The organism is Rhizobium sp. P28RR-XV, assembly GCF_012641385.1.
Classification (GTDB): Bacteria; Pseudomonadota; Alphaproteobacteria; order Rhizobiales; family Rhizobiaceae; genus Rhizobium.
The window spans coordinates 25,962-39,073 of the sequence record NZ_JABAIG010000007.1 but is presented as its reverse complement, the minus strand read 5'-3'; the positions used below and the strand labels follow the sequence as shown (position 1 = coordinate 39,073).

At 54.8% G+C, this 13,112-nt stretch carries 12 protein-coding genes and 1 pseudogene; 3 read left to right on the top strand and 10 right to left on the bottom strand.

All coding sequences use genetic code 11. The features are described 5' to 3' along the window. Positions 1-56: 56 nt before the first annotated feature. The 3 genes from HGP12_RS15865 to HGP12_RS15855 all read right to left on the bottom strand — a co-directional run bounded on the left by HGP12_RS15865 (position 57) and on the right by HGP12_RS15855 (position 2,705). The gene (locus HGP12_RS15865) at positions 57-467 is read right to left on the bottom strand and encodes a hypothetical protein (protein ID WP_312862904.1); all 411 of its coding nucleotides are present in this window, start codon (positions 465-467) and stop codon (positions 57-59) included. Positions 468-717: 250 nt separating this feature from the next. After that, positions 718-2,016 carry an ATP-binding protein gene (locus HGP12_RS15860; protein ID WP_168879197.1) on the bottom strand — a complete coding sequence of 433 codons (1,299 nt, stop codon included), beginning with the start codon at positions 2,014-2,016 and terminating at the stop codon, positions 718-720. An 11-nt stretch (positions 2,017-2,027) separates the two neighbouring features. Then, the gene (locus tag HGP12_RS15855; RefSeq protein WP_168843228.1) at positions 2,028-2,705 is read right to left on the bottom strand and encodes a response regulator transcription factor; all 678 of its coding nucleotides are present in this window, start codon (positions 2,703-2,705) and stop codon (positions 2,028-2,030) included. 314 nt (positions 2,706-3,019) lie between these two features. Between HGP12_RS15855 and HGP12_RS15850 the strand changes: the two genes are divergently transcribed. Next, positions 3,020-4,135, top strand: a complete 1,116-nt coding sequence (locus tag HGP12_RS15850) for a glycosyltransferase family 25 protein (protein ID WP_312862903.1) — start codon at positions 3,020-3,022, stop codon at positions 4,133-4,135. Next, positions 4,042-4,881 (top strand): glycosyltransferase family 25 protein, encoded by an 840-nt coding sequence (locus HGP12_RS15845; RefSeq protein ID WP_246703424.1) that lies wholly within the window; start codon positions 4,042-4,044, stop codon positions 4,879-4,881. Before HGP12_RS15850 ends, HGP12_RS15845 begins: the two co-directional genes overlap by 94 nt. A 524-nt stretch (positions 4,882-5,405) precedes the next feature. Here the strand turns inward: HGP12_RS15845 and HGP12_RS15840 are convergent. From HGP12_RS15840 to HGP12_RS15830, 3 genes are all read right to left on the bottom strand, one after another. Next, entirely contained in the window at positions 5,406-5,729 is a 324-nt protein-coding gene (locus HGP12_RS15840; protein ID WP_168879196.1) for a c-type cytochrome, read from the bottom strand. A 20-nt stretch (positions 5,730-5,749) separates the two neighbouring features. Further along, entirely contained in the window at positions 5,750-5,962 is a 213-nt protein-coding gene (locus HGP12_RS15835) for a hypothetical protein (RefSeq protein WP_168879195.1), read from the bottom strand. A 70-nt stretch (positions 5,963-6,032) separates the two neighbouring features. Continuing rightward, positions 6,033-7,928, bottom strand: coding sequence for a heavy metal translocating P-type ATPase (locus HGP12_RS15830; RefSeq protein WP_168879194.1), 1,896 nt, complete (start codon positions 7,926-7,928; stop codon positions 6,033-6,035). Between the two features lie 448 nt (positions 7,929-8,376). On the opposite strand from HGP12_RS15830, the gene HGP12_RS15825 reads away from it, so the two are divergent. Further along, on the top strand, positions 8,377-8,766 hold the full coding sequence (locus HGP12_RS15825) for a DUF302 domain-containing protein (RefSeq protein WP_168879461.1): 390 nt from the start codon (positions 8,377-8,379) through the stop codon (positions 8,764-8,766). A gap of 352 nt (positions 8,767-9,118) precedes the next feature. Here the strand turns inward: HGP12_RS15825 and HGP12_RS15820 are convergent, their stop codons facing one another. From HGP12_RS15820 to HGP12_RS15805, 4 genes and pseudogenes are all read right to left on the bottom strand, one after another. Next, entirely contained in the window at positions 9,119-10,477 is a 1,359-nt protein-coding gene (locus HGP12_RS15820; RefSeq protein WP_312862902.1) for a trypsin-like peptidase domain-containing protein, read from the bottom strand. 559 nt (positions 10,478-11,036) lie between these two features. Next, positions 11,037-11,270 carry a DUF3775 domain-containing protein gene (locus tag HGP12_RS34655; protein ID WP_312862901.1) on the bottom strand — a complete coding sequence of 78 codons (234 nt, stop codon included), beginning with the start codon at positions 11,268-11,270 and terminating at the stop codon, positions 11,037-11,039. A gap of 223 nt (positions 11,271-11,493) precedes the next feature. Continuing rightward, the gene (locus tag HGP12_RS15810) at positions 11,494-12,141 is read right to left on the bottom strand and encodes a BON domain-containing protein (RefSeq protein WP_168879192.1); all 648 of its coding nucleotides are present in this window, start codon (positions 12,139-12,141) and stop codon (positions 11,494-11,496) included. Between the two features lie 177 nt (positions 12,142-12,318). Further along, a pseudogene (locus HGP12_RS15805) lies at positions 12,319-12,987 on the bottom strand (3'(2'),5'-bisphosphate nucleotidase CysQ). Positions 12,988-13,112 lie beyond the last annotated feature (125 nt).

Sequence of the window (13,112 nt, the reverse complement as noted above, 5' to 3'; positions counted from 1 at the left end):
CAAATCAATCCTTGCGCGCAACTGAGTTTCCGGCGCAGGAAAGCATGTCGGTGGCCCTATTGAAGCTCTCTCCATTTTGTCACGTCGTTGGAGGTGATCAGGACGCGACCATCTGGTTTGATCTCGCCGCGATCATATTTCGTGCTGGCAATATCGCTGAGCACGCCCATATATTCCTGCAGACGGCTTTCATCGCAACGCGGCGGAAATGCCAGGTCGAGAAGCGCTTGTTTCGTCACAAGAACGAGCTTGTTCATGGACCCCGTATTCATGACCAGCAGGGCTTCGTTGCCGGATGACTTCATCATTCCCGTTACCAGCTTAAGTGGCATTGATTCCTCCAAACTTTGCTTCATGATGTCGGAGAGATCAGTATGCGCCATACCCAGCCTAGTACTTTGAGCGATGTCAAAGCGTGGTGTCGCTATGACGATTGCGCTGTTCGATTTGCGCTCATCGATCGGCAAGTCCTGCGTGGAAGCCCTCAGGCGGGACAACCATCACGACTGCGAACGGGGACGCCTGCCGGACACAAATGGGAATTGGAACGGACGGCCTTCTGAGTCGCATTGTAGAAAGGTCCTCCAAACGGAGAAATTGTCCCAAAGACAAGGGCGGCTGCGACGATCAGGCAACTTGCCGCTGCGAGCAGCGATCCGCGCTGCGCGTCATCGCGTTCCGCACAATACGCACGCTTCTTGTGTCCTGCCTGCCGTCCTAGAAGACCATGGTGGCTAGCGCTCCGCCAGAAGGCAAGTTCGCCAATACGAGTCGTCCATTGTGCGCAACCATCGTTTCCAAGACAATGGAGAGACCGAGACCTAAGCCGTCGGCGCGGTCCGTCTTTCCCAACAATTCGCCGCCCTCGCTCAAGCGCCTGTTGGTGAAACCGGGACCTTGATCGGCAACGCTGATACGCGCGTTGAATACAGCGATCGTAATCACGCCGTTCTCCGGACTATGATGCAGTGCGTTTTCAACCAAGTTGCGCAGCGCTCGAAATATGAAATCCTTGGCGCCACTGATGCAAACGGGGCCGTTCTCGATCTTTAGCTCGATATTGCGACCGGCTTCAATGATTATGGGTGCCAGATAGCGGGCGACTTCGGTGGCCACGCCTCCGAGATCGACCAAGTCGGCCGCCTCATAGTGGAGCGTGCCTACGCGCACGCGATCGATGAGTTGCGTTATGACACGTTCGATGTCCTCGAAATCTCTTTCGACCGCACGTGCGATCTGGTCTTGGGATAGGGACAGCCGTGTCTTGGCGATGGCAAGAGGTGTGCGCAGTTCATGAGCCAGTTGCCCGGAGAAGCGCTCCAACGAAAGGAAGCCGCTTTGCAGGCGGTCAAGGGCGGCGTTAACCGATCTGATCAAGGCCAGAACGTCATCGGGCATCCCACTCTCGGTTAAGCGTGTCGCAATGCTCGACGGGCCAATTCGAGCTGCTTCTTGGGCTGCCGTGCGCAGAGGCTTCAGTGCAAGACCAAGGACAGCAATGTTCGTCGCGAGCAGCGCAAGGACAAACGGGATCCAGATCCAGGCGATATCCCTGACGAACTCCTCGAGGACGCTGTCGAAGATCACATGCGCTTTGGGAAAGGCAACTTGTATGGCCTGCGCGGGGCTTGGCGCGGCGATTGGGATGGAAATACCGAAAAGTGCCTCGTGTCCCTCATGAGATGGAAGCTCGAAATATTGAGTTCTCTCGCTGGCATAAGGAATTAGCGGTTCCTGCGGACCGGAAGATTCGATAATCCGTCCATCACGTCCCAAGATCGCATACTGACCACGAAGTTCGCGAATGCGCGCCTTGACGGCGCTTGCATGGGGACTTGAAAGTGGCGGATCCGTAGATAAAACCTGCCGCAGATCTGCCGCAAACGTCGAAAGCGTTTCTTCCCGGAAGGTGTCATTGGAGGCTTGGAAGCGGATATATAAAAACACGATGCTTGCGCAAATCGCAACGAGGGCGACGATAGACATCGCCAGCACCAATCGCTGCAGGAGCGTCAATCGTCGCCCCTTCACGACCGCTTTTCCATAAGCATATAGCCAATGCCGCGCATATTGTGAATATACAGGGCCGATCCGGCCCCCTGAAGCTTCTTGCGCAACCGGTGCAGCAAAACCTCGATGGCATTGGAGCTAAGCTCGTCGCCGAAGCCATAGATTGCCTCTTCGACCTCCGCCTTCGACAATACGTGGTTGGGACGCCGTAAGAAGAGATGCAGAGCGGCGAACTCACGACGACTGAGGGCAAGGGGCGTTTCGCCGACGGAGGCTGAATATTGGCTGGGATCGAAAATGACGTCACCCTGCTGTAGGATCGTGCCGTGACGAGGTTGACCACGACGCATGATTGCGCGCAAACGGGAGATGAGCACACCCATGACGAAGGGCTTGCAAAGATAGTCGTCGGCACCGCTATCGAGAGCATCGATAATCGAACTCGACGCATCGCGCGCGGTCAGGATGAGAAGTGGAGTCGATGGCGCCGCTTTTCGCAATGGTTCGATTAGTGTGAGGCCGTCACGGTCCGGCAAGCCGAGGTCTAGTATGATGGAATCATAGTCGACCGTCGCCGCAGCCTCTTCGGCATCATGTGCGTTGGAGACGTGATCGACCGTAAAGCCGTGTGAACGCATGGCATCATGCGTTACCGCAGCCAATTTTACGTTGTCTTCTACTAATAACACACGCATGAAATGACCAGTCTAGTTTGATGGAACGAAAGCGGGCACTAGCATTTGGATCTTCCACACTCGTCGCATCGCAATCTTTTGGATGATGCCGCCTACCCATTGGGGGGTGCGTTGCTTGCGGGCACTTGCGACCTGGAACCCGCGACGGGCAACGACTGCGCTAGCCAGCAGAAGAATGCCAACCTCAGCAAAGGACGTGCGTGCATAAGGCGTCATCAATGGAATCATAAGTTCGTACGTAGTGTTTCAAACGATCAAGCGCCTTCATATGGGGTTCTCCGTATGAGTACGGCTTTAATCCACAATCACGTCCGTTGAACACGGGACGGATCGTTCGAACCGCGGCCCAACTTAGTGTGCGTTACTGTCAACAGCCTGAAAATGATGGCGTCATACTTCTGGAGCAGATGTCCCTAGCAGGAGCCTTCAATAGGCGCGAATTGGGTACCAGAAGACGAGGGATCGGAACAAATTCCCTCTTTTCGCCGAGATTTTGTAAGCGTGCGGTAAGCCGAACTCAACATGTTCGCTCGGATGAGACGGTGATGTCGCCGCCTCGGAGTGGATGCGACATGGTAAGCACAAGGCAAGGCGAAGCGTCGCTGACGGTCTTTTTGATCAATCTTGATCGCGCGGTCGACCGGCTGGTTGCCATGCAACAGAAACTTGGGTGCATCGGCCTGCACGCTCAACGAGTATCGGCGGTCGATGGTGCTGCCCTCGACTTTCCGATCAGGGACTTCAACGAGGTTGCGTTCCGTTTCAAGCATGGCCGCCGGCGCAATCCCGCCGAAGTCGGTTGCTATCTGAGCCATATAGAATGTGCTCGGCGCCTTCTTGCCTCGAATAGCGAGTTCGCTCTGGTGCTTGAGGATGATCTCGAGTTTCCGGACGACTTTGCGGAACTTCTGGATGCGACGCTCCAACAGAACGAGAAATGGGACATCTTGCGCCTTTCGACGGTCAGCGACGGACGAAAGTTTCGTTTTTCCAGGCTGACCAAAACTCGAAGTCTGGCGGTCGCATTGACACGCGAAAAAGGCTCAGGCGCCTATATCATCAATCGACGCGCGGCACATTGGTTTGTCGAAAAGCTCGTGCCTATGCAATTGCCCTTCGACTTGGCATTCGACCTTGAATTCTTTGGCGGATTGAAGTCAGCTTTTGTCGTACCCGTCCCCGTGGATCAGCAATTGGACCTGCCCTCGCAAATCCAGGGAAGGCGCCGGCGCTATCATAGATCGCGAGGACATTACTTGACGGTGATGCCCTATCGAATCTTCATTGAGACCATACGATTGCCGGCGCGGCTTATGTGCCTCGTCGGCCATCTGACATGTGCGCGAATGACAGAAGAAACATTCAGCGGGCAGACAAGCCAGACCGAAAAGATATCCGCTCCAGACAGCTCGGCAAGGCGGATCGGCTAGATGCGATGAGGTTGGGTGTTTACGTCATCAATCTGGATAGGTCGGTGGAGCGATGGAATATCATATGTTCCAGGGCAGCAAAACATGGCATCGACATCGTCAGGGTGAGTGCTACCGACGGGCGCAATCTGTCGCAGAAGGAATTTCGCGATGTCGATTGGAAGGGTTTCGCCAGGCACGGCGGACGCGCAATTCTTGCGGGAGAATATGGTTGCTATCGCAGCCATCTCAGATGCCTTGCCAGCTTTCTCGAAAGCGATTTCGATGCAGCATTGGTCATGGAGGATGACATCGATGTCTCCGGCGACCTGCTTGACAGGACGACGGCCATTCTTGATGTCGTTCCAAGCGCGGATCTCGTGAAATTGTTCAATCACAGAAGTCACGGATTTCTCGGCATCGCGATAAGTGATTTCGGCGATGAAGTCGGTCGTTGCGTGCATGGGCCGCAAGGCTCCGCAGCCTGTTATGTAATCACTAGGCGCGGCGCGCAGATCGCACTTCCATTTCTGCAAATTATGAGCTTCCCCTTCGATGTTGCGCTGGAGCGAGGATGGCACCATGGCCTAAATGTCATGAGCGTTCGCGAAAACGTGGTGAACTTAACGAGCTCTAGCCGCATAAGCCTGATTGGAAAGCGAGCAGATTATAATCACGTGAAGTTCTCCGGCGCGAAACGCCTGCCCACGCATCTCTTACGTCTTGCCGAATATTATCGGCGGATTCGCTACGTATTGGAAATTTAGGGAAGCAGCCGCGGCTGACCTAGTTTCTTCGCTAGTGTCAGCGTTTGGTCGCGCTAACCACCAGTCTACGGATGCCACACGGCAGCGGGTGTTTCGGCAGAAGACCGTCTTTCATCTTGCCGCACGAGTATTCATGTTCCGAACATTGCGTTTTCGTTCCGTCCTTTTGATTAAACTGCGAAGTCTACGTGCTGGCATTACGGCATACCTACAGAAGAATGGCCTGAGAATGATCTTAAGCGGCGAAAACTGCATGGTAGGATCTAAATTGGATCCTCTCTTCGGTGTGTGAGGCTCAAGCGCTACCGCGCTTATGGCCGCTTATGTAGCGTCTCCCGCTGTCCGTGGGTATGGCTTCGTCTTTTCAAGATCGCTCCGATTGCACTCGGACCGAGTTAGGCGATATCGCTGAAATCAGCGCGCCAAAAGGCCAATATCTTTGATGGAAGAAGCGCTGCCGCAACTTGATGGCGGGCGGAGATCTTGCCCAGCACCAGCAGAGGCAGCAACGCGACAAAGCCCGACTAGCGATGCTGGGCTTTAATGTAGGCGGTTAGGTCTGCGATCTCCGCCCGGGTTAGCGCGAGATTTGGCATCCGCGAGTGCTGAGGATCCGCCAAAAAGTTTGATAATTGCGTCTCATCCACGCGCTTAGATTCACTGATCTGAGCAAATGTTGGTACGGAATCGGAACCGATGATCTGGCTGGAAGTAACGACATGGCACTGGCTGCACCAACGCAGTGCAATGTCGCGTCCGTGTATAAGGTCTGCGGCGTCACCTTCGTCAAACAATGCAAGAACGAAAGAGGCGACGACCACACCTTTCAAACCGCGTGTCTTGTTCATCAATCGACTCCCCTGAACTTTTAAACCTCTGCGCATTTGTCGGTAGTGATTTTCATCGTTTCGACGAAGACGCTTGTCATCTTCGCCGCAATTTGAGCATCGACCTCCATCATCCAGGCCGTTGTCCGGAACTCGTCGGTCCGGAATAACAATTCCACGCCATAATAGTCGTGAGCAAAGAAAGCAGATCTAAAATACACGGCCTCGACGTCATCATCTTTGCTTTCGGTCAATTCGTCCGGTCATTGTTTGATGCCGGTAGCAAGCAGCATGTGGACCATCGCAAATATCACAAGCTTGGGCTTAAGCGGCGGTTTGTTGGCTGAGGCCGTGAGAAGATCCCTGCCCGGCGGTGGCAGCCATATATGGCTGAATATGAAGTGCTCGCAGAGCGTTCAAAATGACGGCAACATCGATCGCTTCCTGGAGCCCTGCTCCTTCTACCGGTGTAAGATAGCCAAATGCGGCAGCCAGCATGCCGAGGACGGAAAAACCAATTCCAGCCCCCACGCTCTCAAGAGCGATACGGCGGGAACGTCTGGCAATCTCGAGCCCCGCGCCGAGTTGGTCGATGCGGTCAACGAGAAGAATGACATCGGCCGCCTCGGCTGCGGCAGCCGCTCCTCGAACACCCATGGCAACTCCCACGTCCGCCGCGGCGAGCGCGGGTGCATCGTTGATCCCATCACCCACCATCATTACTGGGCCGTTCTTCCGCTCGGTTAAGACCGTCAAGACCTTCTGATCAGGCGTCAGTCCAGCGTAAAGCCCGTCGAAACCAAGTCCTTGCGTGATACGCTCGGCAACCTCGATGCGGTCGCCGGTCGCCAGAACAATGCGTGTGATACCCTCACAACGTAGTGCGTTGAGCACTACCGCGGCTCCCTCGCGCAGGGGGTCGGCCATGATAAGGCAGCCTGTCAAGCGACCGTCCACTGCGACAGCCACGAGCGTGGAGCCGGCCGCGAGGTTGGAATGGCCATTAGTCTTTTGCCTCAAACGTTGCATCACGAAATCGTCGTCACCCACGATGACGCTACGGCCGTCAATGGTTCCAACGATTCCGTCGCCTGGAATCTCTTCCACATCAGATGGTATCGGCAGCGTCAACCCTCGTTGCTTTGCGGCAGTGACAATGGTTTGCGCCACTGGATGCTTGGAGGCCTGATCGAGCGCGGCGGCGAGACGAAGTATTTCATCCTTCGGCATGTCGGAATAGCTGTCGATCGATATGATGCGCGGGCGCCCGTCCGTTAGGGTGCCTGTTTTGTCAAGAACGAGCGTCCGGATGCGTGCCATCATTTCCAGAGGCTTGGCGCCTTTTATCAATACACCAAAATGTGCCGCGCGCGACACACCTGCGACCAACGCAACCGGTACTGCTAAAATCAACGGGCAGGGCGTGGCGACCACCAAAACGGCGACAGCTCGAATCGGGTCTTCGGTGAACCACCAGGCCGCAAGAGCGAGTGCCACCGTAATGGCGAGAAAGCCTAATGACCAGCGATCGGCAAGCCTCGACATCGGTGCCTTGGACCGCTGTGCTTGGTCTACTAGACGAATAATTCCCGCATATGTGCTCTCTTCGGCGCGTCGCGTGGCGGTCAGATAGAATGCCTCCGCCGCATTGGTCGAGCCGCTCATAGCTTCAGAACCCATTGTCAGGCGAGCAGGCATGGATTCTCCGGTTAGTGCCGATGTATCGAGGAAGGCAAGTGCCGAAGCTATCGTCCCGTCCACCGGAACGACATCACCTTGTCGTACCAGCAGCCTATCGCCCGGTATGATCTCCTCTAGTGGAACGTCCTCGAGTTCGCCATCGCGATGCCGTGTCGCAGCGCGTGGGACGCGTGAAAGGAGGTCTTGCATTTCGCGCCGCGCCCGGCCTTCGGCGAAGCTTTCCAGGAAAGCTCCGCCGGAATACATTACCGCCACCACGGCGGCAGCAAGCGTCTCGCCGAAGGTGAGTGCTGCTGACATTGATAGCGCTGCAACGATATCGAGTCCGATTTCTCCACGCCGTAAATCGCCAAAGATCTCCGCTAGAAGCGCCGCAAGTATCGTCAGGGCGCCCGCGGACCAAACCACTTTAGCAGCTTCACTGCGAACCAAAAAATAGAACGCAAGCCCTAACAATAGGCTTGCCAAGGATATCAGTAGAAGGACGGTTTCTATTCGATTTCGCCTTGCAAATTTCATGCAGTTGATCCTCCTCGGAACAAAACACGCATTTTCCGCAATATTGGGTCCATGAAGACTGATTAAGCGCACTTCGCCTTGATGTGCGTCAAAGGGCAAATATTGGCATCCGTGTTTTGTTGGTGGCGACGTTGAAACCCTTGCCGTAGTGGAGTGGCCTCCCAATTGAGACACGGCGTTTCCTCATCCCCACGATTTGAAGGCGCATCAAATCACTCGTCACACGGTCATCATCTTACTTACCACCGAATAACGTAAACGCGATTGAGATCAGCCGTCGGTGGCATATCCCGCGCCGTGTTGAGCGCCTTTCCGTTGGATCGGGCGGCATTCTCATCCAGGCCAACGCTCGGAAATTCCTGTGAGATTCTTTTGCCTTGATCTGCGTCATCGACGTCGTCGGTTGTCCGCCTATCATCGATGGCGAAGTGAAGAAGGGAGATCCATGATGACCTACACGCTTGACCGCACCTTCAAAAGAACCAGTTTTGGGGATGCTCTTGACCGTACCAAAGCTACGCTCTCCAAGCATGGGTTCGGCATTTTGACCGAGATTGATGTCAAGGCGACGATGAAAAGGAAGATTGGCGTCGATATCAGTGACTACGTAATACTTGGAGCCTGCAACCCAGGCATGGCATTTGAAGCTATAAAACTCGAGCCCAAGATCGGTGCCATGCTGCCTTGCAATGTGATCGTTCGGTCGATCAATAACAGCGATGTCATGGTGAGCGCAATCGATCCAACAATTGCCACGCAGCCGATCGACAATGAAGTGCTGCAAACGTTGGCGCAAACTGTCCGTTCAATGCTCCGCGAGGCGCTCGCCGGTGCCTAGGTCTCTGCATGGAAGCAGGCGGTTCAAGCTGATATGCAACTCTTTTAGTTGCGATTGCATCTGCCCGTAATTGCTATGAAAACGTGTGCCGAGCAGCCGCGCTAGCAGCCCGCGGACAATAAGCGAGAGCTTGCTGCCTTGCGTGGGTAATATCGCTTCAAGAGGCCAAACATCGGACTATATTTGCGTCTTGGTGGCTCGTAGAAAGGCGAATTTTGCCCTTCTTGGCGCGGATGACTTCAGCGCCTTCTATCAATTATTCGACTTCAATCATGCGGATCGCATCGTTTTTCCCATCGACATTGGTTGATCGAGGAATATCATCCTTGTTATGTCAGCGCATGGCGAGTGGTCATTTAATGACAAGGAAAAGCTTGCGGCCGTCGCGGAAGATGCCTAGAAGCAAGACTTCATCTTGCTTTTGCGTGAGATCAGCAACCATCTGCGGCGTTGATGCCGGGTGCTGGTTGACGCTCACAATCACATCACCCGGCAATAAGCCGGCAGCTGCCGCCTTACTACTGTCGATCAGCGATGACACAAATGCCCCTTCAACTTTGCCATAAGCATCGGAATCCGAGCCGAGCTTTTCGACTGTCACGCTGTCTAGCAATCCGTGGCCTTTGACTTCCGCAGTGGTCGAAGGCTCGCCCTGAGGAAGTGCCGCGATCAATGTCGCATTGAGGTCTACCCTTCCGGTCGGGCGTGCCAGTGAGATCCGTACGGAGACATTGGGCGGGAAGGCAGATATCCGTGCACGGAGTTCGTTGGCGCTCTTGATCGGAACGTCGTTAACGGCGATGATGACGTCGCCCGCTTTTATTCCGGCGATCGCACCGCCGGATCCGGAAATAACATCGCTGACCAGCGCTCCGGTCGCCGTGTCGATGCGAAGAGCTCTTCTGAAGTCGGCATTGTTGTTCTGCACGATCACCCCAAGCTGCCCACGGCGAATCTCGCCATGAGCGACAAGTTGTTGCATGACGGATCGTGCCGTGTTGATCGGAATGGCAAAGCCTATGCCGATATTGCTTCCTGAAGGACCGATAATGGCGCTGTTGATGCCAACAAGCTCGCCTTCGAGATTAATTAGGGCACCTCCGGAATCACCAGGATTAAGAGAAGCATCGGTTTGAATGATATCCTGATAGCCTTCAACGCCGAACTCGGCGCGGCCAAGCGCACTGACGATACCGAATGTGGCTGTTTGACCAAGGCCAAACGGATTGCCTATCGCGGTGACATAATCTCCGACGCGCAGCTTGCTCGAATCACCAATATGGGCAGCTGTTAATCCCGCAGCCCTGATCTTTATGACGGCAATGTCCGTTTCAGCATCTGCGCCAACAACTTTGCCTTGGTAACTAGAACCGTCGGAGGTCGCGATCCGGATGTCGTCGGCGTTTTCGATGACATGATTGTTCGTCAAAATATAACCATTGGATGCATCGACAATGACACCTGCACCGACGGTCTGAGAAATCTCAAGCAGGGGACCAACATTCTCCACCGTGGCCAGCGATCCGCCTGCTTGAGGCAATGTTGCGCCGTTCGTATCACCAGCCCCAGTCGAACGAACAGAGATGCTGACAACGCTCGGAATAACTTTTTCCAATATTGGCGCCAATGAGGGCAGAGGCAAGGACGCCGTTTGCGCCGGATTCCAGCCTCCGATGACGGTCAATCCCATAGTCAGCACGATGGCGCGCACGTGTCGCCTACACATATAGCGCCAATGCCTTGCCCTGACATCCGTCTCAGATTTCGCAAAAATTAAGCCTCTCGACATAATTGCATCCTTCCTTCGAAGGTTCACAAGTTATCGATTGGGATCAAGTTCGCATTGACCAGGAACAAAGTCGTCCAATTGGCCAGTACATCGGCTCGACTTTCGGTTGGGCGGGCGAAAGGGGCCCATTGGTCCGTCGCGATCAAGACGTGACTTTGATCCGGCCCAACTCACGCGAGCTTAATCCGTGGTCAAGGCGCGTGGCACTACGCGTGTCTTTGCCCATCTGATGGATGGAAATGCCACGGATCAAATCTTCCAAACAATCCGCAAGAATATGCCGGATCTTGTCGTTTGTAGCGCAAGAGGTCTTTCCAGGTTGCCGCTTGGCCTTCGGCAGCGTGTCGACCACGGTTGCGCATTTTTGTCCCATCACCTGCATAAACGTTCACTGGAACCTATGCGAATGTTGGAGTTTGCGATGCTGGAGCTGATTGGCTTCCATTGCCTGATAGGATTTGCCGAACATTGACAAGGCTTCCTAGAGATCGTCGCCGAGTAGCGGTGTGCCAAGAAGGTAGGCGGCTGTCCGGTCATTGTGCGTGTCTGCCACCGCCTCACGTATGTCTCGCCAGTCTGAAGCAATACTGTCGCAACGACCGAGCCAAACCAGGGTCGCGAGGTCAATTTGCTCGTCCACGCTGAGAGCCCATATGGCGGAGCGAATTTCTTCTTGGACTGGATCATCCGCTCTGTCTTCGAGCACGTCGATCATGGACTCGTCCGATGGGTTCGAGGCCGAGCCTTCGTTGGTGGGTGCGTCTTTCGCGTCGAATTGGCGGACCTTCAAGATAAAAAGCTGACCTTCTCGGGCGATATGGTCAATGGCCAGGCAGGCCGATCCTTGTCGAGCTTCTTTGTCATAGCCAAACTCCGTTCTCGAGTACAAAATCGGGGTGGCGCCGGGTCGCCCGCTCTAGCTAACCCGGCGCTTACGTCTAGCCGACGGACAGTCGGTCTTCGACGATTCGCACGCCAGGGGCTGACCAGGCTGCATGTTCTGCGGCCCGCCGTTCCGACCAGGTTTTGACTTTGCCCTGCAGCGTTACCTTGCCGTCGGCGACATTGACGCGGATTGCATGAGCCTCGATTTCCGCGTCACGCCGGAACGCGTCCTCAATACGTCTCTTGACGTCCATCGAACTGGCATGCGAAGCCACTTCAATCATGTTTGACACGCCGACAACGCCGGAAAGGTCGCGAACGGCATCGGCTGCCGCATTCTTCTGATATTGCCATTCAACACGACCGTTCAAGGTCACCCAGCCATTCTGGACTTTGACCTGAACCGCGTCCTTGGGAATGGTCACATGCCATCCCATAGTATTGACGGCGCGTTTGGCAATTTCGTCGTCTGCCGTCATGTTTGTTCCGGTGGGTCTAACCTCAATGCCTTGCGCGATCGCCTTAACACCTTTGATGCGTCGTGTTGCCCGTTCCGCGGCTTCTCTTTCGGTATACGTCGCAACGTGGCCCGAAAGGGTAACAACACCATTATCGGCGGCAACGCCGATGTTGGCTGCATCGATGCTTGGTTCAAACTCGAGTTCATCGAGAACTAATTGACGAAGTGTGATATCGTCCATGAGACAATCTCCTCTGTTGATATCTCGAACACGGAAACATTAGGATGATGTTTCGCGGTCACATTGATTTGGCTGAATTGCCAGGTCCCGCGATGTGTGAAGGAGAGATTTCTTGCATCGTTTTGATAAGCCGCGCGGCAAGCTGCGGGGTGGGTGCCGCAATGAAACCGTCGATCCTCATTGATGAGCAGACCGCTGCCAGCAGAGGAGACCCATCCGTCCGAAGGATGACGCCACGGTGGCCTCCACAAGCGCCTGGCCGACGGCGCAATCCCATATCATCGTTGGTGAAAGCCTCACGTAGGCGTCGGCCTCAGCAGCCGCGATAAGGGCGAATTTCAGCGCGGATCCCAGTTTGTGCACAACACATGGTCGGGATGCAAACAGCACGTCGCGTGTATGATGATCGAGGTGGGACCTGCTCGTAAGTGCGATGAACTTTCTCGATGGGATGGAGCGATCGGCGAGACTCCTGCGCTGCTCGTCTCTTTTCTCCTCGAACGCATAGCCGTCTCCCTATGAGAAGAAAAGCCGCCCTCGAGCCAGCGCATAGATCAAGCCGATAGTGGGTCTCCCATCTTCGACCAATGCCACGTTGATCGTAAATTCGTCGCGGCCGGAGATGAATTCCTTTGTTCCGTCGAGCGGATCGATGACGAAGGCGATCGCATTTAGGGCTTTTGTCGCTGAGTTTTCATCCTCTTCGCTGACCACAGGAATGGTCGTCGTCAAGGCTCTGCAACTGGCGTAGAGAATATCATGGCTCGCGAGATCGGCTGTTGTAACAGGAGAGCCATCGCGTTTGCTGCGTGATGATTGCGGGATTTTTTGAAGCGAGCAAATCACATCTCCCGCCCGACGAGCGATCGGGATAAGGGGCCTCAGCGAGCCGTCGTCGGGAGTCGAGTTCCATTCCTCATACTCCGGTTATTACTATTGGAAGAACAGCTATCCGATATGAAGACCTTTTC